Annotated in this window: 24 protein-coding genes; 16 read left to right on the plus strand and 8 right to left on the minus strand. The window is 62.8% G+C overall.

Annotated elements, in window-relative coordinates; translation table 11 throughout:
• Nucleotides 1-46: 46 nt before the first annotated feature.
• Complete coding sequence (gene gltX, locus WNZ15_RS16840) at nt 47-1,408, plus strand: glutamate--tRNA ligase (RefSeq protein WP_342894154.1); 1,362 nt, start codon at nt 47-49, stop codon at nt 1,406-1,408.
• Here the strand turns inward: gltX and WNZ15_RS16845 are convergent.
• Together WNZ15_RS16845 and WNZ15_RS16850 are read right to left on the minus strand one after the other, a co-directional pair.
• Nucleotides 1,371-2,717, minus strand: a complete 1,347-nt coding sequence (locus WNZ15_RS16845) for a DUF2865 domain-containing protein (protein ID WP_342894155.1) — start codon at nt 2,715-2,717, stop codon at nt 1,371-1,373. The genes gltX and WNZ15_RS16845 overlap by 38 nt on opposite strands.
• 224 nt (nt 2,718-2,941) lie before the next feature.
• Nucleotides 2,942-3,448: a MarR family winged helix-turn-helix transcriptional regulator gene (locus WNZ15_RS16850; RefSeq protein ID WP_342894156.1), complete on the minus strand. Its 507-nt coding sequence runs from the start codon at nt 3,446-3,448 to the stop codon at nt 2,942-2,944.
• Nucleotides 3,449-3,817: 369 nt separating this feature from the next.
• Between WNZ15_RS16850 and WNZ15_RS16855 the strand changes: the two genes are divergently transcribed.
• Entirely contained in the window at nt 3,818-5,119 is a 1,302-nt protein-coding gene (locus WNZ15_RS16855; protein WP_342894157.1) for an MBL fold metallo-hydrolase, read from the plus strand.
• Between the two features lie 115 nt (nt 5,120-5,234).
• Nucleotides 5,235-5,750, plus strand: a complete 516-nt coding sequence (locus tag WNZ15_RS16860; protein ID WP_342894158.1) for a CreA family protein — start codon at nt 5,235-5,237, stop codon at nt 5,748-5,750.
• 27 nt (nt 5,751-5,777) lie between these two features.
• Here WNZ15_RS16860 and WNZ15_RS16865 read toward each other — a convergent pair whose 3' ends face one another.
• The 3 genes from WNZ15_RS16865 to WNZ15_RS16875 form a co-directional block, all read right to left on the minus strand.
• Nucleotides 5,778-6,119 (minus strand): metalloregulator ArsR/SmtB family transcription factor, encoded by a 342-nt coding sequence (locus WNZ15_RS16865; RefSeq protein WP_342894159.1) that lies wholly within the window; start codon nt 6,117-6,119, stop codon nt 5,778-5,780.
• Nucleotides 6,120-6,187: 68 nt separating this feature from the next.
• Entirely contained in the window at nt 6,188-6,376 is a 189-nt protein-coding gene (locus WNZ15_RS16870) for a sugar transporter (RefSeq protein ID WP_342894160.1), read from the minus strand.
• A gap of 137 nt (nt 6,377-6,513) precedes the next feature.
• The gene (locus WNZ15_RS16875; protein WP_342894161.1) at nt 6,514-8,163 is read right to left on the minus strand and encodes a L,D-transpeptidase family protein; all 1,650 of its coding nucleotides are present in this window, start codon (nt 8,161-8,163) and stop codon (nt 6,514-6,516) included.
• A gap of 303 nt (nt 8,164-8,466) precedes the next feature.
• On the opposite strand from WNZ15_RS16875, the gene cysS reads away from it, so the two are divergent.
• The 5 genes from cysS to rarD all read left to right on the plus strand — a co-directional run bounded on the left by cysS (nt 8,467) and on the right by rarD (nt 13,681).
• Nucleotides 8,467-9,882, plus strand: coding sequence for a cysteine--tRNA ligase (gene cysS / locus WNZ15_RS16880; RefSeq protein WP_342894162.1), 1,416 nt, complete (start codon nt 8,467-8,469; stop codon nt 9,880-9,882).
• A gap of 296 nt (nt 9,883-10,178) precedes the next feature.
• Nucleotides 10,179-10,547 carry a DUF559 domain-containing protein gene (locus tag WNZ15_RS16885; RefSeq protein WP_342894163.1) on the plus strand — a complete coding sequence of 123 codons (369 nt, stop codon included), beginning with the start codon at nt 10,179-10,181 and terminating at the stop codon, nt 10,545-10,547.
• Nucleotides 10,547-11,053 (plus strand): GFA family protein, encoded by a 507-nt coding sequence (locus WNZ15_RS16890; protein WP_342894164.1) that lies wholly within the window; start codon nt 10,547-10,549, stop codon nt 11,051-11,053. Before WNZ15_RS16885 ends, WNZ15_RS16890 begins: the two co-directional genes overlap by 1 nt.
• 32 nt (nt 11,054-11,085) lie before the next feature.
• Nucleotides 11,086-12,681 (plus strand): citramalate synthase, encoded by a 1,596-nt coding sequence (gene cimA / locus WNZ15_RS16895; RefSeq protein WP_342894165.1) that lies wholly within the window; start codon nt 11,086-11,088, stop codon nt 12,679-12,681.
• A gap of 70 nt (nt 12,682-12,751) precedes the next feature.
• A complete protein-coding gene (rarD, locus tag WNZ15_RS16900; RefSeq protein WP_342894166.1) occupies nt 12,752-13,681 on the plus strand; it encodes an EamA family transporter RarD in 930 nt (309 codons plus the stop codon).
• Nucleotides 13,682-13,786: 105 nt separating this feature from the next.
• Here the strand turns inward: rarD and WNZ15_RS16905 are convergent, their stop codons facing one another.
• Nucleotides 13,787-14,422 carry a TIGR00730 family Rossman fold protein gene (locus WNZ15_RS16905; protein ID WP_342894167.1) on the minus strand — a complete coding sequence of 212 codons (636 nt, stop codon included), beginning with the start codon at nt 14,420-14,422 and terminating at the stop codon, nt 13,787-13,789.
• Between the two features lie 243 nt (nt 14,423-14,665).
• Here WNZ15_RS16905 and WNZ15_RS16910 point away from each other — a divergent pair, with 243 nt between their 5' ends.
• The 3 genes from WNZ15_RS16910 (at nt 14,666) to WNZ15_RS16920 (ending at nt 18,893) form a co-directional block, all read left to right on the plus strand.
• Nucleotides 14,666-16,366 (plus strand): LysM peptidoglycan-binding domain-containing protein, encoded by a 1,701-nt coding sequence (locus WNZ15_RS16910; protein WP_342894168.1) that lies wholly within the window; start codon nt 14,666-14,668, stop codon nt 16,364-16,366.
• Nucleotides 16,367-16,503: 137 nt separating this feature from the next.
• The gene (locus tag WNZ15_RS16915; protein ID WP_342894169.1) at nt 16,504-16,896 is read left to right on the plus strand and encodes a metalloregulator ArsR/SmtB family transcription factor; all 393 of its coding nucleotides are present in this window, start codon (nt 16,504-16,506) and stop codon (nt 16,894-16,896) included.
• Between the two features lie 149 nt (nt 16,897-17,045).
• Nucleotides 17,046-18,893, plus strand: coding sequence for an ABC transporter ATP-binding protein/permease (locus WNZ15_RS16920; protein ID WP_342894373.1), 1,848 nt, complete (start codon nt 17,046-17,048; stop codon nt 18,891-18,893).
• A gap of 5 nt (nt 18,894-18,898) precedes the next feature.
• On the opposite strand, the gene WNZ15_RS16925 is transcribed toward WNZ15_RS16920, so the two are convergent.
• Nucleotides 18,899-19,087 (minus strand): hypothetical protein, encoded by a 189-nt coding sequence (locus WNZ15_RS16925; protein WP_342894170.1) that lies wholly within the window; start codon nt 19,085-19,087, stop codon nt 18,899-18,901.
• Between the two features lie 94 nt (nt 19,088-19,181).
• On the opposite strand from WNZ15_RS16925, the gene WNZ15_RS16930 reads away from it, so the two are divergent.
• The 5 genes from WNZ15_RS16930 to WNZ15_RS16950 all read left to right on the plus strand — a co-directional run bounded on the left by WNZ15_RS16930 (nt 19,182) and on the right by WNZ15_RS16950 (nt 23,350).
• Complete coding sequence (locus WNZ15_RS16930; RefSeq protein ID WP_342894171.1) at nt 19,182-20,120, plus strand: LysR substrate-binding domain-containing protein; 939 nt, start codon at nt 19,182-19,184, stop codon at nt 20,118-20,120.
• A gap of 155 nt (nt 20,121-20,275) precedes the next feature.
• Nucleotides 20,276-20,980 (plus strand): phosphatidylserine decarboxylase, encoded by a 705-nt coding sequence (locus tag WNZ15_RS16935; RefSeq protein WP_342894172.1) that lies wholly within the window; start codon nt 20,276-20,278, stop codon nt 20,978-20,980.
• Nucleotides 20,981-21,074: 94 nt separating this feature from the next.
• On the plus strand, nt 21,075-21,860 hold the full coding sequence (locus WNZ15_RS16940) for a phosphatidylcholine/phosphatidylserine synthase (protein WP_342894374.1): 786 nt from the start codon (nt 21,075-21,077) through the stop codon (nt 21,858-21,860).
• Nucleotides 21,861-21,954: 94 nt separating this feature from the next.
• Nucleotides 21,955-22,704 (plus strand): SDR family oxidoreductase, encoded by a 750-nt coding sequence (locus WNZ15_RS16945; protein ID WP_342894173.1) that lies wholly within the window; start codon nt 21,955-21,957, stop codon nt 22,702-22,704.
• A gap of 118 nt (nt 22,705-22,822) precedes the next feature.
• On the plus strand, nt 22,823-23,350 hold the full coding sequence (locus WNZ15_RS16950; RefSeq protein ID WP_342894174.1) for an N-acetyltransferase: 528 nt from the start codon (nt 22,823-22,825) through the stop codon (nt 23,348-23,350).
• Between the two features lie 15 nt (nt 23,351-23,365).
• Here the strand turns inward: WNZ15_RS16950 and WNZ15_RS16955 are convergent, their stop codons facing one another.
• Nucleotides 23,366-24,340, minus strand: a complete 975-nt coding sequence (locus WNZ15_RS16955; protein ID WP_342894175.1) for a helix-turn-helix domain-containing GNAT family N-acetyltransferase — start codon at nt 24,338-24,340, stop codon at nt 23,366-23,368.
• Nucleotides 24,341-24,588 lie beyond the last annotated feature (248 nt).

Genomic DNA, 24,588 nt, shown 5'->3' on the forward strand with positions numbered 1-24,588 from the left:
TCGTTTTCGGTTGATGGCGCCCGCATCACGGGCTAACTCAGACGCCATGACCGTCACTGTTCGCTTCGCGCCGTCGCCGACCGGCCACATTCATATCGGCAACAGCCGTCCGGCCCTCTACAACTGGCTCTTCGCCAGAAAGATGGGCGGGCAGTTCATCCTGCGTTTCGACGATACGGACGTTGCCCGATCCCGGCAGGAATTTGCCGAGTCGATCGAAAACGATCTGCGCTGGCTCGGCATCGATCCGGACCGGATTGAACGCCAGTCCGACCGGCTGGCCGGCTACGACGTGGCCGCGCAGAAGCTGAAGGACGCGGGGCTTCTGTATCCGTGCTTTGAAACTCCGGACGAACTGGAGCGGCGCCGCTCGCGCCAGCGCGCGCTCGGCCGTCCGCCGGTCTATGACCGCGCCGGCCTGAAGCTTGACGACGACGACCGGGCCGCGTTGGAAGTCGAGGGCCGCAAGCCGCACTGGCGGTTCTTGCTGCCAAATCACGACGGCGATCCCTTCGAGACGCGCCGCACGGATGTCGCCTGGAGCGATCTGTGCCGCGGCGATCAGGCGATCGATCTCTCATCCATGTCCGACCCGGTGCTCATCCGCGCCGACGGCTCCTACCTGTATACCTTCACCTCGATCGTCGATGACATCGAGATGGCCGTGAGCCATATCATCCGTGGCGAGGATCACATCTCCAACACGGCTGTCCAGATCGCCATCTTCGAGGCGATGGGGGCGGCAGCGCCGGTCTTCGGCCATCATAACCTTTTGACGACGCCGGACGGCGAAGGCCTGTCCAAGCGCAAGGGCGCATTGTCGATCGGCTCCCTGCGCGAAGCCGGCGTCGAGCCCATGGCCGTGGCATCGCTGGCGGTGCTGACCGGCACCAGCCAGGCGGTCGAGCCGGTGCAGACCATGGACCTGCTGGTGGAAAAATTCGATCTGACCAGCGTGTCACGTTCGTCTGCGAAATTCGATCCCGAGGAACTCAAGGGTCTGAATGCCCGGCTGGTACATGGCCTGCCGTTCGCGGCGGTTTCAGACCGGCTGGCGAACCTCGGTATCCGTCCGAGCGCGGAATTCTGGGAAACGGTGCGCGGCAACTGCGAGATTGTCGCTGATGCCCGCCAATTCTGGCAGGTGGTGGTCGGGCCGGTGGAAAGCCGCGTCGAGGACGAAGACCGGGATTTCATCGCCTCCGCAAGGGCCTTGCTGCCCGAGGGCGAGATCACCCCTGAAACCTGGGGCGCCTGGACATCGGCTCTGAAGGCACAGACCGGACGCAAGGGCAAGGGCCTGTTCATGCCGCTGCGCAGGGTGCTGACCGGAATGGATCACGGTCCTGACATGAAGGCGATGCTGCCGCTTATTGGGCGACAAAATATTCTGGACCGACTACCCTGACCGGCATCTGACTGCCGGAGGCGTCCCGGAAGCCGTCATCGTCCTTTGCGAACACTGGAGAAAAGACGGCGACCTCGGCATCGCCGGTTTTCTGTCTGCGTTCCATCGACAGCACCGGAAGCCCGTCGCGCAGACCTGTTCCCGCAAGCGTCTCGCGCGCGGGACCGATCCGCGCCGCGGCACGGCTCAGGCTGACAGTCACGTCGAAACCCTTTTCCAGGTTGAACAGGGTGTCGGGATCCTCGTAACGCGGCAACTGGGCGCGCCGCAGGGGCGTGCGTGCGAGCGGCGAGGGCGTCCCGCCGTCATCCGCATCGAAGGTGCCGCCGCGGCTCGGCTGCAGGGTCCGTCGCGGCAGTCCGGCGCTGATGTCTGAAAAGAACACCCGGTCGCCGGAGCTGGTGCCGAGTTCTGTCCACGCCGATTTCGGTTCCGACCGGCTTGCCGCACGGCAACTGCACCCCTCCACGAACTCGCTCTTGTAGCGGTGGGCAAACGGCTGTTCGGAATAAAGGTCACCCGCGAGCGACATCATCTGTGCCTGATCGCCGCCCGGATTCCGGTAGACATAAAGCTCAGTCCGTGCGGCCGGGCAGATTTCCGAGCACCGTGCCTCGTCGTTGGCGAACTGGGCCTTGCCGGTGGAAAAACTGACCGGAAAGAAATAGCCGTCACAGGTCCTTACGCACAGGGTTCTGAAGGTGCCGCCAGTTGGCAGGCGGCGGCTTCCCGACGTGTTGCGTGACTGCCGCCGGACGGTTTCGATCTCCCGGTCTCCGGGTTTCGCGGCGACAAGATCCGCGCGCGACTGGGGATTGAACAGCCGGGCGAGCAGAGACCGGGGCTTGTCAGCGTCCGGTTTTTGCTCTGTCCCGGCCTTGCGTGGTTTCGATGCGGCATTGCAGTTCTGCCGGGCAATCGCGGCGCGCACCTGGCGGAGACGCTTGGGGCTGGCCGAGGCGCCGCCGCCGGCCTTGGCCAACTGGCGGTCGATCGCCGCCAGGTTTTTGCGCATGCGCTTGATCTTGCTGTTGAGGCCGGTGCATCTGGAGGACGCTGCCGTGGCACAACCGAAATAGCCGGCGTCCCGTTCGGCGGCGGACAGTGCTTTCTGCTGCTGGCGTTTTGCCGTCGTCCACTTGCGGGCGTCTGCCGATTGAGACCCCGACCCGCTTTCGAGACGGCGCAATTCGCTCTTCAGGCCGGAACAGGTCGCTGCCCCGGCCGATTGCGCGCACAGCACAACAATCGCGCCGGCCGCAAAAGCGCGCGCAAACAACACAGACCTGGCAGTCCCGCGACGTCCCATACCCGTTCCCTGCGGCTCGTGTCCCCGCGCCGTATCGTGCGAATGCCTATTCGTTAGAGCGTGTCTCAATCCGATGGTTTCAGTCCACGGGACACGCCCTGAGTATCTCCGCTCACCCTATCAATAGCAACGAAAGCTCTCACGATAGGTTAATCCCGGCCGTGATCGGCGGCCCTTCGTCAGCGGCGTGCGGCGGCGCGCACCGGTGCCCGGTTCCCGGCGTGTCAGGCGCCCCGGCGTCCGCCGGCGGCGCGGTGGAGCCGGTCGAACAGGTCAGGCAGGAGCGCCCTCTGATCTTCGGTGAGCGCATTTTCCAGTGCCGCGGAGTAGGCGAGCGCCCTGGGCACGATTTCCTCGTAAAGGGCCTGCCCCGCCGCGGTCAGCCGAAGGACCAGCTCGCGCTGGTCCGCGGGATTGGTCTCGCGCAGGATCAGATCACGCTTCTTGAGGGCGGCGACGGCGCGGCTGACCTTGGTCTTGTGCATCGACGTCGCCTGGCCGACATCGCGGGCGGTCATGGCGCTGATCTCGCCAAGTGTGGCGAGCACCCGCCATTCGGGAATGCCGATCCCGAATTCTTCCGCGTAAATGCCGGAAAGGGAGCGGCTCACCGTCTCGGCGAGGTCACTGAGCTGGTAGGGCAGAAAATGCCGCAGCTTCAGAACGGGTTTGGCGCCCGGAACCGGGCCGGATGTGTCTTTGCGGGAACCTGTGTCGTCGCGCTTTGGCATGCTGCCGCCTTGGAGCTGTGTGAGGTCGGTTCGAACGGCAGATGAATGCCGCCGCGTTCCGGCCATTTTCTGTGATTAGCAAGTATATCCAATTAAAATGATCGGCAAGAACAACCCGGCCTGCAGGAAAAAATCGCCAGTGTGGGAAGCAAGGCGGGCGGAGAGCTTTGAGGGATACAGTCAAAATGTGGCATTAGGCTCAACCTATCTGTTGATAAGAAGGGAATAGTTAAGGATTTCAGAAGCGGGAAATTGCGAATCGGCCCCGGAAGCTGAGACGCTACAGTCAACAGCAAATGCGCGGCATCCACCGTGCGCAATGCTTCAGGCAGCCGCCGGCCACGCAGCAGGCAGGAAAGCGAGACCGTTATGGTAGAGATGACAAACAGGTCCGATGCAGTGCCGGGCGCCAACGGGCGCATCGAGCAACTCGGTCGCGGCTGTTACGCCTATTGCGCGGACGGCTGCGCGAACACCGGCATCGTCGTCGGTGAGCGTGGTGTTCTGGTCATCGACACACCGGCAACTCCGGCGCTGGCGGAACATGTGCTGGAGAAAATTCGAGAACTCACCGACAAGCCGGTCAAGTCGGTGGTGCTGACCCACTTTCACGCCGACAGCTCGCTCGGCACCCCGGCGTTTGAACCCGGTGAGGTGATCGCCTCCGATCTGACACGGCGCATGATTGAAACGCGCGGCATCGAAGACATCCGGGTCTCGCGTCAGCGCAACCCCGACCTGTTCTCCGGACTTCCCGAGGGGACCGGCGTGACGGCGCCGACCATGACGATCGCCTCCTCCATGACCATGGACCTCGGCGGGCTCGAGGTTCGGCTGATGCATCTTGGCCGTGGTCACACCATGGGAGATCTCGTGGTCTGGGTTCCCGAGACCGGTGTGATCTACGCAGGCGACCTGGTCCAGAAATCCGCCGTGCCTTATTGTGGCGACGCGCATCTTTCCGACTGGCCCCGTGCGCTCGACCGCATCACCGCCTTCCGTCCGGCCGTGCTGGTGCCCGGCCGCGGCCGGATCGCAACCGGTGCCCAGGCGGTCGCGACCGCGATCGAGACCTCGAGAGATTATGTCACGACGTTGCGCGACGGGGCTGCGGCGTGTGTCGAGCAGAGCTTTGGTCTCGGGGACACGTTTCTCGCCGTTTCCGACACGTTGTCACCGCGCTTCGCTTCGCGGGACGACTTCGAATTTCATCTGCCCATCAATGTTGCCCGTGCCTATGACGAGGCGCTCGGCCTCGACCTGCCGCAGGTCTGGACCCGGGAACGGCTCGCCGATCTTCACGACGCGCTGGAGGGCATCGTTCCCTCGGCACAGCCGGACGGGGAAAGCGGTCCCGCCGGAGAAGGGGAGACTGCAGAAGGCGCGGCCGCCGAGGCGGCGCCGGATGTCAAAGACATGATCCAGACAGAAGAGGATACGGCGACCACGGAAGAGGGGGCCACCCAGGGCCTCGTTTCCGACAGCGCGTTTGCCGCCTCTCTCGCCCAGGAAGACGGCGCCCAGGAAGACGGCGCCCAGGAAGACGGCGACCCGGAGGAAGAAGCTTCCATGGATCTGTCCACCGAGGACATTGTCGAGGACGGCGGCAATGAAACGCCGGCACCGGACGACGTCGCGGACGACGGAAAGGTGCTGGAGACCGCCCGCTGATCCGGGGACAGGACACGCATCCGCGCGCCTCGGGCATGCAATTGTTTCTTCAGGGCGCTTGACCGCGGCATCGTGAACCCCACATGAAGGGCGTTTCATGCACCGGAGGATTTTCATGCGTTTCCTGACCGCCGCCGTTCTGGGTTTTTGCCTGCTTTTGCAGGGCGCGGGCGCAGCGTTCGCGGCCGACGAACCCGACCTGATCTTCAAGAAATCGACGGTCTGGAAGTTTCTGACACCCGACCACAAGCTGGCGACCTACGCGATCGACGATCCGATCATCGACGGCGTTTCCTGCCACTTTACCGTACCGGAAAAGGGCGGCGTGTCGGGCTGGCTTGGCGTGGCCGAGGAGGTCTCCGACGTTTCGCTGGCTTGCCGGCAGGTTGGTCCGGTCACGATCAAGGAGAATTTCGAGCAGGGCGAGGAAATGTTCCGTCAGCGGCGCTCCTTCATGTTCAAGAAGATGCGGATCGTGCGGGGCTGTGACGCTGACCGGAACGTGCTGGTCTATCTCGTCTATTCCGACAAGTTGATCGAGGGCAGCCCGAAAAATTCGACCTCGACCGTGCCGCTGATGCCCTGGGGCGACCAGACGCCGCCGCGATGCGGTGATTTTCTGCAGGGATAGAAACGTCCGAAACGTCCCGGACGGCGCTCACTCTGCGTCGAGCGTCTCCAGGTGCTTGGCCACGGGCAGATCGGTGCCGGCGCAGAAGTGCTTGTAGAGCATCGCCATGATGTCCTTGACCGGTTCGCTGGCCAGCCGGTAATAAATCGTGGTGCCTTCGCGGCGGGTCGTCACCAGACCCTGTGCGCGCAGCAGCGCCAGCTGCTGGGAAACCGTCGGCATGCGCATGCCGGTTTTCTCGGCCAGTTCACTGACGCAGCGCTCATCTTCCAGAACAAGGCACATGAGCAGCAGTCGCGGCGCGGATGCCATCATTTTCAGGAATTCAGCTGCGGATTCTGCTTTATCTTCAAGTGCTTTGTAGTCCATGCGCAGACTTTGCCAAACATCGGTTTAAACTGCAAGTCAACATTCGATCCGGCGCAGGGAGCGCCGCATCACAGTCGGCTTGCGACAGTCACGATGATGTTTCCGTTGCCGCATCCCGTCCCGGTTGTCAGGCACATGCCTTTCTGTTGCGCTTCCTGCCCGAAAGCCCGGGTGCCGTCCGTGATGGCGATGATGGCGGCAAACGGGCCGCCGAGGATCAGGGTCAGGAAGATCAGGACGAAAATGCGGTTCAACATGGTGCTCTCCAGAAGACGGTCCGTATTGGTTGACCGGACAATAGGAGAGGTCGCTTGAACCCGTTCTGAGCGCGCTATTCAGCTGCCGTTCAGATATGTGAACGGAAATAAATCACGTTATTTCAATGGTTTGTTGGTTACAGGTTTTTCGTCATCGCCGTTCTGAGAGCTTCGAGAAGCACCTTGTCGCGGCCGTAGATATCTTTCCTGAAGTGCGTGGAGCCATCCTTGTTCATCCAGGCGGTCAGATAGGTGAGATGAACCTCGATCGGGACCTTCGGCTTGACGACGGTCCGCTCGCGGCCGTCGCGGACGTTCAGCCAGTGGCCCGGCGCGGCATCGCTATCGGCCAGAAGGACATCCGCCAGAGCGAACGGGTCGGACACGCGGATGCAGCCGTGACTGAAGGCGCGTTCCGAGCGCGAGAACAGGGTCTTGGACGGGGTGTCGTGAATGTAGATGTTGAACCTGTTGGGAAACATGAACTTGATCCGGCCGAGTGCATTGCCGTCACCCGGGTCCTGGCGCAGCCGGAACGGAAAATTGCCGCCGGAATAGCTGTTCCATGCCACTTGGGTGGCCGCGACCTCGTTCCCCTCCTGAAAGACGCGGATGTTCTTGGCACTCAGGGCCGCCGGGTTCTGCTTCAGCTTGGGAAGGTATTCCTTGGTCGCAATGGAATAGGGCACATTCCAGAAGGGATTGATTTCGACATATTCCAGCCTGTCGGAAAACACAGGGGTCGCGTGATACGGCTTGCCGACAACAACCCGGGCCGTGTGAATGGTCTTGCCGTCGCGCACGACCTTCAGGTTCTGGTCGGCCAGGTTGGAGAAAATGTAAAACGCGCCCAGATCGTCGCGCATCCAGCGCCGTCGCTCCATGTTCAGCTCCATCTGGATAAGCTTGTCCTGAAGCGGAATGTTGAGGCGGGCGAGCGTGTTCTTGCCAATGACTCCGTCGGTTTCGAGGCCGTGATACTCCTGGAAGGTCTTCATGGCCTCGACCAGCGCACCGTCGTAGATGTCGCCGGCGTGATCGCCCGCGCCCGGAATGTCCTCCTGCACCAGGCGCTCGCGCAGGGTGGCGACACGCGGATCGCTCATGCCGGGCTTGAGCACCTCGCCGTCCGGGATTGGCGTGAAGGCGCCGCCATTGGCGGCTTTTTCCCGGAATTGGGACAGGCGGCGCTTGAGCCTTGCATAATTGTCGGACCTCGGTGCCAGACCTTCCAGGAAGGCGCTGAAATCGACAGCCTCTTCAGCGGTTTCGAGCAGCGTCTGCGCGTCCGGCCGGTCCGGAAACAGGTTCAACGCCTTGTTGATCGCGTTCGGCTGGACCCGCCCGGAGGACAGATGGGTCGCATAGCGCAGAAACTGGTGCGAGAGGTCGATGTCGAACCGGGCCCAGTCCTCTTCGGAGCGGGCCGTCTCCGAACGTTTGATGAAGCCCAGCGGATCATAGTTGCTGGGATTGAGCGCGTGTTCGTTTGCGGCAGCCATGGCCGCGATCACCAGGTGGGCGTTTTCACTCAGGCCGTTCCGATCGAACCAGAGGGGGGCAAAGGCCCGCGTACCGTAGGAATTCACCAGTCCTTCCGGCAGATCCGGCATCATGGCGGCCTGGATCGCGCGTGCGATCGGTGTCTGCGGTTCCAGGAAATCAGCCGCCGGGGCGGCCAGGGCCGGATCTGGCGCCGGACTTGGCGTTTGTGCGGAAGCAGGCGTCAGCATGCCGGCCGCCGGCAGCAGCAGGACCAGCGCCAGGGTAAATGTTGCGCGCGTCAAGCCACCGGACCTGAAATATCTCACCGGAAAGTCCCCCAATTGATTCCCAATTGGCAAAGTTTAGAGGAAGTCGGGCAAGGCGCCAACTTCACAAGGCGCGGCTTGCGGCGTTTCCGGGCAATTGCAGTCTTGACCGGCTTCCGTCTTCCGGTCCATAAAGCTGCCCATGATGACGGCCACATGGAACATCATTTCGAACACCACTATTTGCAGCTAGCGACACCGCTGGCTGTGGCCGTTCCCTCTTGGCGAAAACCTATCTGAGACGGACCGCCCGGCCAGCCGGCCAGGAGACCGTTTGACATGAGCGCCGCTGAGACAGCGATATCCGGCACTTTCAAGGGCTTGAAGCTCACCAACACGCTCACCCGCGTGAAGGAGGATTTCCGTGCGATCGACGACGGCAACGTGCGCCTGTATGTCTGCGGTCCGACGGTTTACGATTTCGCCCATATCGGCAATGCCCGCCCGGTGATCGTCTTCGACGTGCTGTTCCGCCTGTTGCGCCATCTCTACGGGGCCGACCATGTCACCTATGCGCGCAACATCACCGACGTCGACGACAAGATCAACGCGCGCGCACTCAGGGACTTTCCGGATCTGCCGCTCAACGAGGCGATCGCGAAGGTGACCGGCAAGACGGCGGATCAGTTCCACAAGGACATCGGCGCGCTGGGTGTGCTTGCGCCGACCTTCGAGCCGCGGGCCACAGGCCACATCGGCGGAATGATCGACATGATCGCCACGCTGATCGAAAAGGGCCATGCTTATCAAGCCGGCGGCGAGGTGCTGTTCGACACGGCGTCCATGCCGGACTACGGCGGGCTGTCCCACCGCAACCTGGACGAACAGAGAGCCGGCGCCCGCGTCGCGGTGGACAAGCACAAGAAAAACCCGGGCGATTTCGTGCTCTGGAAACTGTCTTCCGGGGACGAACCCGGCTGGGACAGTCCCTGGGGACGCGGCCGGCCCGGCTGGCACATCGAATGCTCGGTCATGAGCGCGCATCACCTCGGTAAAGTGTTCGACATCCACGGCGGCGGCCTGGATCTGATCTTTCCGCATCATGAGAACGAGATCGCCCAGTCCCGCTGCGCGCACGGCACCAGTGTGATGGCCAACTACTGGCTCCACAACGGCTTCCTGCAGGTAGAGGGCAGGAAGATGTCCAAGTCCGAGGGCAATTTCTTCACCCTTCAGGAGCTCCTGGAAACGGACAGCTTCGGCGGCCGCAAGTGGCCGGGCGAAGTGCTGCGCCTGGCCATGCTGATGACAAATTACCGCGAACCGATCGATTTCTCGGTGCGCAAGCTGGAGGAAGCGGAGAACCTTCTGGCCAAATGGCCGCAGCCGGTGGCAACCCAAACCGCGCCCGCACCGGACGTTGTCGAGGCGCTATGCGACGACCTCAATTCGGCCGGTGCCATCCAGGCATTGCACGCTCTGGCGGTCGAGGCGGCAAAGGATCCGGACCAGCTGGCGCTCTACTCCGCGTCGGCGGCCCTGCTCGGTGTCGGGCCGGTCAAGGCCGATCTGTCCGGTATCGACACGGCCGCAGTCGACGCGGCCGTCGCAGACCGTCTGGAGGCGCTGAAGCAAAAGGATTGGGGGGAGGCTGACCGGATCCGGGATGATCTCACGTCTCAGGGAATCTCGCTAAAGGACTCCAAGGATTCAGAAACCGGCGAACGGGTGACAACCTGGGAGGTCAAGCGGTGAGGGGAACGTTGGCGGACAGGCCCGATACCCCCCTCTGTCCCTTTCAGGGACATCTCCCCCGCAAGGGGGGAGAGGGGCATCTGTCGCAAGTCCTTGCCTCACCAACTGTGGTCGCCGATTGCACATATCCGGCCGGTGGGTCTTATTTCACAGTTCACACCCAAGGTAGATTGAGCGACCTGAGGCTTGCTCCGGTCTCCCCCCTTGCGGGGGAGATGTCCGCTCTTGCGGACAGAGGGGGGTCTGTAGCCTCTGTTCCACATGCTGTCGTCGGCTTTCCGAAGGGAATCCGATCCATGCCCCACGAAGACGTCTCCCAGTGCCTGCGATCCAACTCCAGGCGCCTCCGCTCGCAGATGACCGAAGCGGAAAGGAAGCTCTGGCAGGTGATCCGGGCACATCGGCTGGAGGGCATTTCGTTTCGCCGCCAGATGCCGATCGAAGGCCACATCGCCGACTTCGCGGCGCCCGCCCATCGCCTGATCGTCGAACTGGACGGACCGCAGCACGGTGAAGCTGACGGCTTGCAGGGTGATTTTGAACGGGACCGAACCCTGCACACCCGCGGCTGGACGGTGCTGCGTTTCTGGAACACGGACGTCCTGACAGATCTCGACGGTGTCTGCCGGAAGATCCTGGATGCCTGCGGCGAGGAGCATTTCTGATGGTGGACAAGAGCGACGGTTTCACAGGCGGCTGCCAATGCGGTGCTGTCCGGTTCCGGGTTTCGGGACAACTCGGCAAGGCATCGATCTGTCATTGCCGCATGTGCCAGAAGGCCGTCGGCGGCTTTTACGCGCCCCTGGTCAGCGTGCAGAACGAGACGGACCTTACGTGGACGCGGTCCGAGCCGACGCGGTTCCGGAGCTCCAATGTGGTTTCTCGCGGGTTTTGCCGGAAGTGCGGGACACCGCTGACATATGAAGCGCCAGACGGGATCGCGATTGCGATTGGCGCGTTTGACGAACCGGGCGCGATTGCGCCCGTTATCCAGTACGGCGTGGAAGGCAAGCTCCCCTATGCCGACCACATGGCCGACATCCCGGCGCGCACCACGGCAGACGACTTCGAGGCGCTGGCCTTTCTGGCTTCGATCGTCTCGAACCAGCATCCCGACCATGACACCGACACCTGGCCACCGGTCCAGTCCGGTGAAACCAGACCCCTATAAGACATGGCGAACACGCCGGGCAGGAAACACTGATGACCAAGGACCGCCTTTATATCTTTGACACAACGCTGCGCGACGGCGCGCAGACCAGCGGCGTCGATTTTTCGGTCAACGAGAAAATCGTCGTCACGGACCTGCTGGAACGGTTGGGGGTCGATTACATCGAGGGCGGTTATCCCGGCGCCAACCCGACCGATACGGAGTTTTTCAAGGCCAGACGCACGGACAAGGCGCAGTTCACGGCCTTCGGCATGACCAAGCGCGCCGGGCGCTCCGCGGCCAACGATCCCGGCCTTCAGGGCATCCTGTCCAGCAGCTCCGATGCCTGCTGTTTCGTCGCCAAGGCGTGGGACTACCATGTCCGGGTCGCGCTCGGATGCACCAACGAGGAAAATCTCGATTCGATCTACGAGACGGTCGTCGCCGCTGTTGCCGCCGGCAAGGAAGCGATGATCGACTGCGAGCACTTTTTCGATGGCTACAAGGCCAATCCGGACTACGCGCTGGACTGCGCCCGCACCGCCTATCAGGCAGGCGCGCGCTGGATCGTGCTGTGCGACACCAATGGCGGCACGCTGCCGGACGAGATCTTCGACATTGTCACCAAGGTGCAGGCAGTGGTGCCGGGATCGCACCTGGGCATCCACACCCACGACGACACCGGCCATGCGGTCGCCAATTCCCTGGCCGCGGTCGATGCCGGTGTCCGGCAGATCCAGGGAACTCTGAACGGGCTCGGCGAACGGTGCGGCAATGCCAACCTGATCACCCTGATCCCGACCCTCAAGCTGAAACCGGTCTTCGCCGACCGGTTCGAGATCGGTGTCGGCGACGACCAGCTCAGGGACATCACAGCGATCTCCCATGCCTTCGACGAGGTCCTGAACCGCTCTCCGGACCGGCAGGCACCTTATGTGGGCGAGACCGCCTTTGCCACCAAGGCCGGCATTCATGCGTCCGCGATCCTTAAGGATCCGCGGACCTATGAGCATGTCACGCCGGAGAGCGTCGGCAATCAGCGCCGGGTGCTCGTCTCCGATCAGGCCGGCAAGAGCAACCTTCTGGGGGAGCTGACCCGGGTGGGGATCGCGGTCGACAAGACGGACCCGCGTCTTGACCGCCTTTTGACGCTCGTCAAGGACCGCGAGGCGGAAGGCTATGCCTATGAAGCGGCCGATGCCTCGTTCGAGCTGCTCGCGCGCCGTGAGCTGGGCGAGGTGCCACGCTATTTCGAGGTCAGTTCCTTCCGCGTGATGGTCGAGCGCCGCTTCAATGCCATTGGCGATCTGGTGTCTGTGTCCGAAGCGGTGGTCAAGGTCGACATCGACGGCGAGACCCGGATGTCGGTCGCGGAAGGCAACGGCCCCGTGAACGCGCTCGACAGAGCCTTGCGCAAGGACCTCGGCAAATACCAGTCCGCGATCGAAGGCCTTGAGCTGATTGACTACAAGGTGCGAATCCTCAACGGTGGCACCGGCGCCGTCACGCGCGTCCTGATCGAAAGCCACGACACCCGGTCCCACCGCCGCTGGTTCACGATCGGGGTCTCCTCCAATATCGTCGATGCCTCTTTCCAGGCACTGGTCGACTCCATCACATTTGCGTTGTTGAAGGCCGAAGCCGCCTGATCGACCCGGAAGTGGTCGAGCATCTCTTCGGCGTTCGGGCGAACGCGCGATGGTTCAGAAAGGCCAATCCATGTCGCAGCCAGTGACCCCGTCGCAGGCGCAGGCCGAATTCCGCCAGGGGATCCTGTTCGGCCTGACGGCCTATGGCATGTGGGGCTTTTTCCCCGCCTACTACAAATTGACGGATACGGTCCCCGCCGACCTCGTCGTCTCGCACAGGATCCTGTGGTCGGTGCTGTTTGTCGGCCTGTTCCTGTGGGCGCGCGGCCGCTGGCCGGAGGTGCGCGAGGTCTTCCGTCAGCCGAAGGTTCTCATGAGCCTGATGGCTTCCGCCTCGTTTATCTCGGTGAACTGGCTCGTCTTCGTCTGGGCGATTGGCAACAATCAGGTCCTTGACGTCTCGCTCGGCTATTTCATCAATCCTCTGGTGAGCATCCTGGTCGGTCTTGTCGTTCTGCACGAGCGATTGTCGATCGGACAGGGAGGTGCGGTCGCGCTGGCAGTCCTTGCTGTGGTGCTGCAGGCCGTTCTCGCCGGCGGGCTGCCCTGGGTATCGCTGGTGCTGGCGTTTTCATTCGCCGGATACGGCTATGTCCGCAAGATCACCCCGGTCAAGCCGACGCCGGGCCTGTTCGTGGAAACGCTGCTGCTGTTTCCTTTCGCCGCCGGCTACATACTGCTGGGCCTGGGCCGCGGCGTCGACGCCCTTGTCCTGAACGACCTGCCGGTTCTGGCCGCACTCGCCGGAACCGGTATCGTGACCGCGCTTCCCCTGATCTGCTTTTCGGCTGCGGCGCGCAGGCTTCCGCTCTTCATGACAGGGCTGATGCAGTATATCGCGCCCTCGATCCATTTCCTGATGGCGGTCTATATCTGGGGGGAGCCGCTTGACCGAACCAGGCTGCTGACATTCGCAATCATCTGGGTGGCGCTGGCGATCTTCACCTATGACAGCTGGCGCCGGTACCGTGCCAAATCCAGACTGGCGGCCAGGTCATAGCCTTGCAGTCGTCCTCCCTGCCAGCCGGCTTGCGCGCCGGTGCCGGGGTGTCTCATTGCTGCGTCCGGGAGGACGAACTTGAGGATTGTCAGCAGCCCTCAGGCCCTAAAGGTCTTTCACCGTTGCGACGTGCTCGGGCGAGGTCCGGGCTTCGCCCGAAACGGCCTGGCGAAGCATGGGCAGGATGTCGTCGGTGTTGCGGGCGACAAGATAGGGAACCTCGGTATCCGGCCGGATATACCCTTGCGCGCGCATGTGGTCGAGCAACTCGAGCAGGGGCGACCAGAAACCGTTGATATTGGCCAGAACAACCGGTTTGCGGTGCTGGCCGAGCTGGGCCCAGGTCATCATCTCGACAGCTTCTTCCAGGGTCCCGATGCCGCCCGGCAGCGAGATGAAGGCATCGGATCTTTGAAACATCAGGTGTTTGCGTTCATGCATGTCGCGGGTAACGACAAGATCCTCAAGCGTTTCCAGCATCACTTCCCGTTTCTCCAGGAAATGCGGGATGATGCCGGTGACCTTGCCACCTGATTCGAGCGCCGCGTTGGCGACCGTTCCCATGAGGCCGACCGAGCCGCCGCCATAGACCAGGCGCAGGCCGGCCTCGGCGATGAGCTGGCCAATCCGCGTCGCCGCGGCTTCGTGGGCCGGGTCCGATCCGAAGCTCGAACCGCAATAGACACAGACGCTTGCAAGCTGATTTTGAGATACCGTATTCATGACGCAAAGGTGTGACATTCAGATTGCCATGAGGTCAAGCATTCTGTTCGCGGAGCCCTGGCCGTCAGGCGGGTATTCTTGCCGCGCCTGAAAAAGAGGGCTATGCATGGGCAGGATCGGAATTTGTGTCAGCGGCAATTGAGTCACCACCTTCACCCGCGCCATGGACCGGCCTGAAGGTGACGGATCAGCAGGCCGGATGCAGGGGAACAGGTACATAATAGCGCCGGGCCGACCGGGCGCTTCCTGACAGGAAGAACAATGAACAAGACCACACTCGTCTGGACTTTGATCGCGGCAGTGCCGGTTGGCCTTGCTGCCCTGGCGACGGCCTATGTCTATCGCGATACCGGAAAATTGCCGTTTCAGGAGGCCGTTGGCGCCTTGTCGACACCGGAAGTGGCCGGCACGGACACGCAGCCGCAGGTCGGCGCGGATCCTGCGCCCTCCGCTCAAAACGAGCAGGCCGCCACATCCGCCGCCGATGACGCTGCGCCCGCAAGCGCGGACGGTCCGAGCTTCGACGTGGTCGGTGTGGAACCCACCGGAGAAACCGTCGTGGCCGGCCGTTCCGATGCCGGTGCCATTGTCGCACTGACCGCGAACGGTAAGGTGGTCGGCAAGAGCATCGCAAACGACAAGGGCGAATGGACGATCATTCTTGATGAACCGCTCAAGCCGGGTGACTATGACGTCGGCGTCGAGGTGCATGACGAGGCCGGCACGCCCGTTGTGACCTCCCAGGAGCGTCTGGCCGTCTCCCTGCCGGAAGGCGGCAAGGAGCAGCCGCTGATCGTTCTGAACACGCCGGACGGCCCGTCCGATATTCTGCAGAAGCCGGCACCCGCGCAGCAGGTTGCCGACGCTGTGGCAGACCCGGCCGGCGCGGATGAAGAGGTGGCCGCCGATGCCGGCCCGGCCAGCGAAACCGGACAGGCGGAAGCCGAGCTTCCGGGAACGGCGCCTTCGGACACCGAAGCCCGGACTGAGGTCGCCGCGTTGCAGCCTGCCGCTGAAACGCCGGCGGAGCCGAAGCCGGGCGCGCAGACCGCAGCTCAGCCGGACCCGCAGAAACCGGCCCCCGAGAGCCCGGACACGGACCAACCGGAGACCGCTGCGGTGGCTCCTCCTGCCGATGAGCCCGCCGGTACAGGCACAGCCGCCGCCGGGGATCCCGCACAGCAAGAACAATCCGGCGACGTGAGTGTCGCAGCGGCACCGGACGACAGCGGTTCGGTTGATACCGGTCCGGCAGATACGGCGGGCACGGACACCGCTGCGGCTTCGCAAGAGACCGCCCCGGACAGCTCTGAGGCCGGTGACCCGGTTGTGCAGCAGGCCGCCAGGGAGACTGCGCCCGAAGTGACCGCAAGTGCCGCGCCTGCCGCACAGACGGAAGGGCAAGCGGCCCCGGATGCGCCGACGGTGACCGTGGAAGCGGTGGAATCGGAAACGGACAAGGTGTTCGTCGCCGGCACCGGTGAACCCGGTTCGTCGATCCGCGTCTATGTGGGTGACGATTTTCAGGGCGAGGTCCAGGTCAATGCCGACGGCAAGTGGCTGGTCCAGGGCGACAAGAATATTGCCGAAGGCAATGTCGAGGTGCGCGCCGACCTGATCGGCAAGGACGGCAATGCGGTGGATGCGCGCGCGGCCGTCACGTTCGAGAAGGAGCGGGACCGGCAGATCGTGCTCACCAAGGTGGTGGCAACCGGCGCCAGTGGCAGTCCGGAAGGACAGGGAGCGGAAGTCCGCAAGTCCCTGCCGGTCGTGATCATCCGCAAGGGCGACAATCTGTGGCGGATCTCGCGCCGCCTTTATGGCGAGGGGCTTCGCTACACCACGATCTATCAGGCCAACCAGGAGCAGATCCGCAATCCGGATCTGATTTATCCGGGGCAGGTGTTCCTGACACCTGAGGGCGACCTGAACTGGGAAGAAACTCCGGAAAACAACGGCTGATCCGGATTTGACCCGGACAGAGTGAAAGGGGCGGGGGCCGGTCAGGCTTCCCGCCCTGCGCATGCGGGGCTTGTTTTTTCGTTCATTCATCGCATATCAACGATGAAACAAACTGTCGTGAACGAGGAAACCGCCCCATGAGCGGGACGGATCTGCCACCGAATAAAACCTGCCCTGAAACCGCGGACGCGTTCGCGGGCTGTGAAGAGCTCGCCGCCGTGTTCCGCGCTCTCGGCCATCCGGCGCGCCTGGCGATCGTCAAACAGCTTGCGTCGCAAAACGAAGCCTGCTGCGGCGAAATCGTCCGTCATCTGCCTCTGGCCCAGTCGACCGTTTCGCAACACCTGCAGGTACTCAAGGACGCGGGCCTGCTGACGTGTGATTCGCGTGGCCGAAACTGCCATTACCTGCTGAACCGGCAGAAACTCGATCTGGCGGAGCGGCGTTCGAAGGAATTCTGGGAGCGCCTCAATTCCATGACACCGGACCGGCCCGGCGATGCCTGTTCCCCGCCGGAAAATCAAGAATAAGACCCAACCGGCTGCCCCGGCGGCCTGGAGAGTTAAGTGTGACTGATCAATCAGCGACCTCGCCGCGAGAGCCCTCTGCCGCGGCTTCCGGCAGCCAATCCGAAGATCCGCAGGTCCGCAAGCCGGTCAGCGCCGACGAGGGCAGCACGATGGCGACGCTCGCCAATCTGTGGCCCTACATCTGGCCTTCTGAACGACCGGATCTCAAGAAGCGGGTTCTGCTCGCGGTCCTCGCCCTGATCGTCGCCAAGTTCGTCACTGTGCTGTCGCCCTATTTCTTTGCCTGGGCAACGGACGCGTTGACCGGCGAGACATCGGACCTGCCGGCCTTCCTCGTGGCGCCGGTCATGCTGGTGCTGGCCTATAATGCCGCCCGCGTCTTTGCCATGGGGTTCAATCAGTTGCGCGATGCCCTGTTTGCGCGGGTGGGCCAGCATGCTGTCCGCCAACTGGCGATCCTGACGTTCCGCCACCTGCACAAGCTGTCCCTCAGGTTCCACCTGGCCCGCCGCACCGGCGGTCTCAGCCGGGTGATCGAGCGCGGCGTCAAGGGCATTGAGGCGATCGTCCGCTTCACGATCCTCAACGGCATTCCGACCATCCTGGAATTCGCCATCATGGCGGCCGTGATCTGGTACCAGTTCGGCTTTTCCTATGTGATCATCGTCGCGGTGATGATCGTGGCCTATGTCTGGTTCACCATCAAATGCTCCAACTGGCGCATCGAGATCCGCCGGGAGATGAATGACAGCGACACGGATGCCAATTCCAAGGCCATCGACAGCCTGCTGAATTTCGAAACGGTCAAGTATTTCGGCAATGAGGACATGGAGGCGGAACGCTTCGATGTCTCCATGGCGAAATATGAGAGCGCCGCAACCAAAACCTGGACGTCGCTGGCCTGGCTGAACCTGGGTCAGTCGGTCATCCTTGGCATCGGCATGGCGCTGTGCATGGCACTGTCCGCAAGAGCCGTGCTGGCGGGTGAGCAGAATATCGGTGACTTCGTGCTGATCAACGCGCTGCTGATGCAGATCTCCATCCCGCTCAATTTCATCGGCTTTCTCTACCGGGAGATCCGTCAGGGGCTGGCGGATATCGAATCCATGTTCGATCTTCTGCTGGTGCCCGCCGAGATCGAGGATAAGCCGGGCGCCGGAGCGCTGCAGGCGGTCGAAGGCAAGATCGCGTTCAAGCAGGTCCGCTTTCACTATGATCCCGAAAGGCCGATCCTGAAGGGGATCGATTTCGAGGTGCCCGCGGGCAGGACCGTGGCCATTGTCGGCCCGTCCGGCGCAGGAAAGTCGACCATTTCCCGCCTCCTGTTCCGCTTTTACGACGTCACCGACGGGGCGGTCGAATTCGACGGGCAGGATGTGCGCGACGTCACTCAGGAAAGCGTGCGCGACGCGATCGGGATGGTGCCGCAGGACACGGTGCTGTTCAACGACACGATCGCCTACAACATCCGTTACGGACGCCCGGACGCATCGGAGGAAGAGGTCAGGGAAGCGGCCCGCATGGCCCAGATTCACGACTTCATCGAGAATCTGCCGCACGGCTATCAGTCGGAAGTCGGCGAGCGCGGCCTGAAACTGTCGGGCGGCGAGAAGCAGCGCGTGGCGATTGCCCGGACGATCCTGAAGTCTCCGCCGATCCTGATCCTGGACGAGGCAACCTCCGCGCTGGACACCCATACGGAACGGGAAATCCAGTCTGCACTGGACGAAGTCTCGCAGAACCGCACGACACTCGTCATCGCCCACCGTCTGTCGACGGTGGTCAATGCCGACCAGATCATCGTTCTGGAGGCCGGCGGTATCGCCGAGCGCGGCACGCACCTGGAGTTGCTCGACAAGGGCGGTCTTTATGCCTCCATGTGGGCGCGCCAGCGCGAAGCCGACGAAGCCGAAGAGCGGCTTCGGGCGGCCCGGGAGAACGACGATCTTGGCATCATCACGCGCGGTCAGCCGGCAGACTACGTTCCGGCAAAATGATGCCGCTACGCCGCACGGTCGTTTCTGTCCGGGCGGTCGTTGGCGCAGCCGAGATCGGCCGGGCGGCTGGCCGGGCCCGGTCCGGGTTTCGCGATCCGGCTGAAAAACCCGAACAGGGCACCGGCCAGCCGGCGCAATTCCTTGTGCCGTTCGGCACGGGCGCGGACTTCGTAGTCATCTCCGGAATGATACATGGCGGGCTCCTGTTGCTGCCACACCTTTGTCTCACGTTGCCTTTCCTCGAAGAATGAGGCTAAATTCGAAGACATCTTTCGAAAGAATCGAATAATGCGTGTCGACGATCTCAAGTTTTTCAAACGCGTGGCCGAGGTTGGCAGCCTGTCGGCGGCAGGCAGGGAATTCGGTCTGTCTCCGTCGGCGGCGAGCAGCCGTTTGAGCAATCTGGAAAAGGAACTGGGCACGCAACTCGTTGCCCGGACCACGCGGCGCACCGGCCTCACGGAGGCGGGAAAGGTGTTTCTGCGCCATGCCGGCGCTGCGATCGAAGAGCTGGCCGAGGCACGCAGGCTGATCGATGCGGCGCAGGACACCCCCCGTGGCACCTTGAAGATTTCGTCCAACGTCTTTTTCGGCCGCAAGCATATCCTGCCCTATGTGGCGGAATACCGGCAGCTCTATCCGGATGTGCGGCTGGAAGTCGACATGACCGACCGCATCGTCGACCTGGTCGAGGAAGGCTACGATCTGGCAATCCGCGGCGGGCTGTTGCCCGATTCCAGCCTGCTCGCCCGCAGGCTCGGCGGCAATCCGCGGGTCCTGTGCGCCAGTCCGGACTATCTGGCGCGGCGGGGAGCGCCGCAGAGCCCAGGAGATCTTCGCAATCACGACTGTATCGGCTTCGAGCCCATGCCGGTCTGGTATTTCAACGGGCCGGACCACGAGATTTCCCATGTGCTGGAAGATCCGGTGATTTCGGGTGACAGCGGTGATTTCGCCTACGATGCCGCCATCTACGGGCTCGGTCTGACCGTCAAGTCGATCGCTCATGTCTGGGAGGACCTGAGGGATGGCCGGCTTGTCGAATTGATGGAGGATTATCCGGTCGGGCGCACGGGCAATATCTATGCGGTCTATCCGCCCGCCAGGTACATACCTCCGAAGATCACCAGTTTCACGGACTTCCTGATATCCAAATACGGTCGGCCGGCCTACTGGGAAACGGACTACCGTCTGGCGAGAGAGAAAATTGCCGGTGGGACATCCTGAACCGCTGTGGTTTGTGAGAGAATCCGGTTCTCTTGAGCGCCAAAAGCCTCTAGAAGCGGGGACAACACAAGTGCAACAGGTGCGTGTCCGGTTGCCGGACAGCCCGTCTCCCGGAGCCGGGGCACGAATCGCCTGTTCTGAAAGCGGATGAAAAGATGTCGATTGTAGACTCCGTCACCAAGGCCATGGTCCCGATCCACCGTGAAGGCTGGCCCTTCATCGCGATTGCTCTCGTGGCAACACTGGTGGTGGGATATTTCATCAGCCCGCTGTTCTGGATCGGGCTCTTCTTCACAGGGTGGGTCTGCTATTTCTTTCGCGATCCCAGCCGGGTGACCCCGGTCGGCGACGGCCTTGTGGTGTCTCCGGCCGACGGCGTCGTCAGCCAGGTCGGAATGGCCCGCCCCCCTTTGGAACTGGAACTGGGCACAGAACCGCTGATGCGCGTGTCGATTTTCATGAATGTGTTCAACTGCCATGTGAACCGGGCGCCGATCGGCGGCAGGATCGTGCGCGTGGCCTACCGCGCGGGCAAGTTCCTGAATGCGGAACTCGACAAGGCAAGCGATGACAATGAACGCAACGGCCTCGTGATCGAAGCGGGTGACACAAGGATCGGCGTGGTCCAGATCGCGGGCCTGGTTGCCCGGCGCATCGTCTGCTTTGTGCGCGAAGGGGAGTCGCTCTCCGCCGGTGAGCGCTTCGGCCTGATCCGGTTCGGTTCGCGGCTGGATGTCTATTTTCCCGTCGGCACCCAGCCGAAGGTAGCCCTCGGCCAGACCATGATCGCCGGAGAAACGCTTCTGGCCGATCTGGCGCAGCCGCAGGGCACGGCACAGACACTGACCCGCGTGAGCTGAGGCCGCCGTGATCGACACTCCCGAAGACACACCGTCAAAGGACCGCAAGACACCGCGATTCCGCCGGGTCCCGTTGCGTCTGATCGTGCCCAACATGGTGACGTTGCTGGCGCTCTGTTCCGGCCTGACAGCGGTTCGGATGGCCTTCGAGGAGCGTTGGGAATTCGCGGTTGGGGCGGTTCTTCTGGCGGCTGTGCTCGACGGTCTGGACGGCCGCGTGGCCCGCCTGATGAAAGGCACGTCCCGGTTTGGCGCGGAACTGGACTCCCTGTCCGATTTCGTCAATTTCGGGGTCACGCCGGCGTTGATGCTGTATCTCTGGATCCTGAAGGATGCGGGCAACATGGGCTGGATCGCGGCGCTGGTTTTCGCGATCTCGGCGGCCCTGCGGCTGGCGCGGTTCAACGTGGCGCTGGACGATCCGGACAAGCCTGTCTGGGCATCCCGCTTCTTCACCGGCGTTCCGGCCCCGGCGGGCGCGCTGACGGTGCTGTTGCCGCTTTATCTGGATTTCCTGGGCCTGTTTCCGCACTGGTTCGCCGACGCGGCCTTTGTCGCGGCCTATACGATCGGCATCGCCTTTCTGCTGATCAGCCGACTGCCGACCTATTCGGGCAAGACGCTCGGCACGCGGGTGCGTCGCGATTTTGTGCTGCCGCTGTTTGTCTTTGCCGTGCTGGTCGTGGCCCTGACCGTCAGCTATCCGTTCCGCATGCTGGCCGGTGGTGCGGTGCTTTACCTTCTGACGATCCCCGTCTCCTGGCGGGCCCACCGCTTGCTCGTCCTGGCGGACGCCACCCTTGCGCTGGACGATGACGGTGACGAATGCGACACCGATCTCGACAACATCGCCGACCGCGACAAGGACCACGGCGGCTAGATCCGGGCGGTTTTCGGCCCATCTCGCATATCGGGTTTCCGGCAGCTGAAAACAGGTCCAGACAGGCCTCCTCGACATTATGAGGAGCCATTAGATGATGCATGGAAAAACGATACTGATCGCCGGTGCCAGCAGTGGCATCGGCGCGGCTGCGGCGCGCCTGTTTGCCGGAGCCGGGGCCAGCCTGATGCTTGCGGCCCGGCGCGAACACCATCTTCAAGAGGTGAGGGCGTCCCTCCCGGATGCGTCCGACCGGATCGCCCTATTTGTCGGCGATGTATGTGACAGCGGTTTTTCCGAAGCAGCGGTCAGCGCAACCCTGGATGCCTTCGGCGGGCTGGACGGAGCGTTCAACAATGCCGGAACGCTCGGCGACCTGGGACCGGTGCCGGACATGAGTCTGGAAACCTGGAACCAGGTGATCATGACCAATCTCGACAGCGCGTTCCTGGCAGCCAAACATCAGATCCCGGCAATGAAATTGCGCGGTGGGGGCTCAATCGTGTTCACCTCGTCCTTCGTCGGCCATACGATCGGTCTGCCGGGCATGGCCGCCTATGCGGCGGCGAAGGCCGGCCTGATCGGTCTGACCCAGGTTCTCGCCGTGGAACACGGACCGGACAACATCCGTGTGAACGCGTTGCTGCCGGGCGGCACCAAAACCGAAATGGCCGGTGACGATCCCGCGTTTCACGAATATGTCGCCGGACTTCACGCTCTCAAGCGCATGGCCGAGCCGGAAGAAATCGCCAGGGCGGCGCAGTTCCTGTTGTCCGATGCCGCCTCCTTCGTCACCGGATCGGCCATGCTGTGCGATGGCGGCAACTCCATCTCGAAGGGGTAAGGCTCTGCCGGAAGGGCGGCGGACGGCTGCGGCCGTCCGCCTGTGAGCGGAAATGCTGTTGCCTTGTCGGCCGGACGTGGCAATACAGAGAGGAGTTTTTGTTGAAGGAGCGTCATCCGTGACCGAAAAAACCGTTCTGCGCGCCGGCACCGAATCGGATCTTCATGCGATCGAAACGCTCTACAGGGCGGCGTTTCCGGACGAGGATCTTGTTCCCCTGGTCCGCCGTCTGCTGCGCGAACACGACGGGTTCCTGTCCCTGGTGGCGGTCTCGGGCGATGACATTGCCGGTCACGTGATTTTCACCAGATGCAGCGTTGAACCGGGCGGTCACACGGTCGCGCTGCTTGGACCGCTCTGCGCCGCGCCCTCCGCGCAGAAGCGAGGCATCGGCAGCCGCCTGGTCCGCGCGGGTCTTGAACGCATGGACGCCTGGCAGGCGGTAATGGTGCTGGTTCTGGGAGATCCCGGTTATTACGGCCGCTTCGGCTTCTTGCCCCTTTGCCCGATATTGCCTCCTTACGCAATCCCGGACGACTGGGCCGCAGCTTGGCAATACCTGGATCTGGACGGGAGCAAGGCGCCCAGAACCGGACGACTGACAGTCCCGCCGCCGTGGCAGGACCCGACGCTCTGGTCAGAATAGAGCAGGGCATGTTCGTCAGGGCCGCTTGCGGACAAACATCTGCTCGGTCACTTCCTTGCCCCACTGGTCACCGGCATATTCGTCGGCAAGCACAAAACCGTTTCGCTCATAGAGCGCCCGCGCCGCGTCAAGTCCCTTCAGGGTCCACAAGTGGATCTCACCGAACCCGTGCCGGTCGCAGTGTTCCAGCGCCCGTGCGAGCAATACCTTGCCGAGTCCCTTGCCGCGCAGCCGTTCCGACAGGATGAACCAGCGCAGATGGGCGATGTTGCCGCCAAGGTCCTCACCGTCAATGCTGATCGAGCCGATGACTTCGCTGCCCTCGACAACACTCCAGCTGTTGTTTGCCGGATTGCCGATCCGGGGCATGAATTCCGCCATGGACTTTGACACCACGCTCTCGAAAGTCGGCCCCGTGCCGATGATTGGCCCGTGCGTGCGGGCGTGCAGGGCGGCGATGTCTCCGATCATGCCGGTCTGGTAGCCTTCGACGATTGGCAAGTCAGCCGGCATGTCTGGCGACAAGTCTGGTGAAGAGGCGGGGCCGGTATCTTGCGAAGTGCCAAGGGCCTCGGCATAGGCCGTCATGGACCTTGCAACGACTTCGGCCTGACGGCCTTCGATCCGGGACAGCGCGCGCAGCGCCTGGTCATTGCCGTACTTGTCGACCCTGGCAAAGGTTTCCAGTCCGGCCGGCGTCAGGCTCAGTCCGAAACTGCGGCCGTCGGTCTGGGACTGCGTCTGGACGATGTCGCCGCGGGTCTGAAGGGACTTGAGCAGACGGCTGACGGTCGACTTTTCCAGTTTCAGCCTGTTGCAGAGGTCTTTGGCCGTGATGCCCGGGCAAAGGCCGATTTCCATGATGGCGTGCACGCCCGAACCGGACAAGTCGGTTCCGGCGATGGTCTTGTCCAGAAAACCGAATTCCCGGACCAACTGGCGCGAGGCGGACCGGATGTCGTTGACGAGGTCGGGCGAAGGTGCAGTCATGAGAGTCATCCATATAGTTGTATTAAGCAACTATATGGATGAGCGGACGTTCATGCAAGACCAGATCCGTCGTGCCCCTCGGATCGTTATCCCGGACTTGCGCTTCGGTGTGTCCTGGATGGTTGCCGTCAGGCACCCTTCAGGCAAACCAAAAGGCCGCCGAAAACGGCGGCCTCAGCTTGTTGACAAACTCAATTTCGTCATTCCGGCCGGTCTGCAGCGCAGCTGCATGGCCAGAGCCGGAACCC

The sequence above is a fragment of the Roseibium sp. AS2 genome (genome assembly GCF_038900065.1).
In the GTDB taxonomy this organism is placed as follows: Bacteria; Pseudomonadota; Alphaproteobacteria; order Rhizobiales; family Stappiaceae; genus Roseibium.

Excerpts from the sequence above, each read along its gene's own strand:
- WNZ15_RS16850 (WP_342894156.1), bottom strand. The coding sequence starts at position 3,448 with ATGCCAAAGCGCGACGACACAGGTTCCCGCAAAGACACATCCGGCCCG.
- WNZ15_RS16940 (WP_342894374.1), top strand. The coding sequence starts at position 21,075 with ATGGTGACGTTGCTGGCGCTCTGTTCCGGCCTGACAGCGGTTCGGATG.
- WNZ15_RS16885 (WP_342894163.1), top strand. The coding sequence starts at position 10,179 with ATGCCCCACGAAGACGTCTCCCAGTGCCTGCGATCCAACTCCAGGCGC.
- WNZ15_RS16870 (WP_342894160.1), bottom strand. The coding sequence starts at position 6,376 with ATGTTGAACCGCATTTTCGTCCTGATCTTCCTGACCCTGATCCTCGGC.
- gltX (WP_342894154.1), top strand. The coding sequence starts at position 47 with ATGACCGTCACTGTTCGCTTCGCGCCGTCGCCGACCGGCCACATTCAT.
- WNZ15_RS16935 (WP_342894172.1), top strand. The coding sequence starts at position 20,276 with ATGTCGATTGTAGACTCCGTCACCAAGGCCATGGTCCCGATCCACCGT.
- WNZ15_RS16945 (WP_342894173.1), top strand. The coding sequence starts at position 21,955 with ATGATGCATGGAAAAACGATACTGATCGCCGGTGCCAGCAGTGGCATC.
- WNZ15_RS16955 (WP_342894175.1), bottom strand. The coding sequence starts at position 24,340 with ATGACTGCACCTTCGCCCGACCTCGTCAACGACATCCGGTCCGCCTCG.
- WNZ15_RS16910 (WP_342894168.1), top strand. The coding sequence starts at position 14,666 with ATGAACAAGACCACACTCGTCTGGACTTTGATCGCGGCAGTGCCGGTT.
- WNZ15_RS16925 (WP_342894170.1), bottom strand. The coding sequence starts at position 19,087 with ATGTATCATTCCGGAGATGACTACGAAGTCCGCGCCCGTGCCGAACGG.
- WNZ15_RS16855 (WP_342894157.1), top strand. The coding sequence starts at position 3,818 with ATGGTAGAGATGACAAACAGGTCCGATGCAGTGCCGGGCGCCAACGGG.
- WNZ15_RS16930 (WP_342894171.1), top strand. The coding sequence starts at position 19,182 with ATGCGTGTCGACGATCTCAAGTTTTTCAAACGCGTGGCCGAGGTTGGC.
- WNZ15_RS16915 (WP_342894169.1), top strand. The coding sequence starts at position 16,504 with ATGAGCGGGACGGATCTGCCACCGAATAAAACCTGCCCTGAAACCGCG.
- WNZ15_RS16865 (WP_342894159.1), bottom strand. The coding sequence starts at position 6,119 with ATGGACTACAAAGCACTTGAAGATAAAGCAGAATCCGCAGCTGAATTC.
- WNZ15_RS16845 (WP_342894155.1), bottom strand. The coding sequence starts at position 2,717 with ATGGGACGTCGCGGGACTGCCAGGTCTGTGTTGTTTGCGCGCGCTTTT.
- cimA (WP_342894165.1), top strand. The coding sequence starts at position 11,086 with ATGACCAAGGACCGCCTTTATATCTTTGACACAACGCTGCGCGACGGC.
- WNZ15_RS16920 (WP_342894373.1), top strand. The coding sequence starts at position 17,046 with ATGGCGACGCTCGCCAATCTGTGGCCCTACATCTGGCCTTCTGAACGA.
- WNZ15_RS16905 (WP_342894167.1), bottom strand. The coding sequence starts at position 14,422 with ATGTCACACCTTTGCGTCATGAATACGGTATCTCAAAATCAGCTTGCA.
- WNZ15_RS16860 (WP_342894158.1), top strand. The coding sequence starts at position 5,235 with ATGCGTTTCCTGACCGCCGCCGTTCTGGGTTTTTGCCTGCTTTTGCAG.
- WNZ15_RS16890 (WP_342894164.1), top strand. The coding sequence starts at position 10,547 with ATGGTGGACAAGAGCGACGGTTTCACAGGCGGCTGCCAATGCGGTGCT.
- rarD (WP_342894166.1), top strand. The coding sequence starts at position 12,752 with ATGTCGCAGCCAGTGACCCCGTCGCAGGCGCAGGCCGAATTCCGCCAG.
- cysS (WP_342894162.1), top strand. The coding sequence starts at position 8,467 with ATGAGCGCCGCTGAGACAGCGATATCCGGCACTTTCAAGGGCTTGAAG.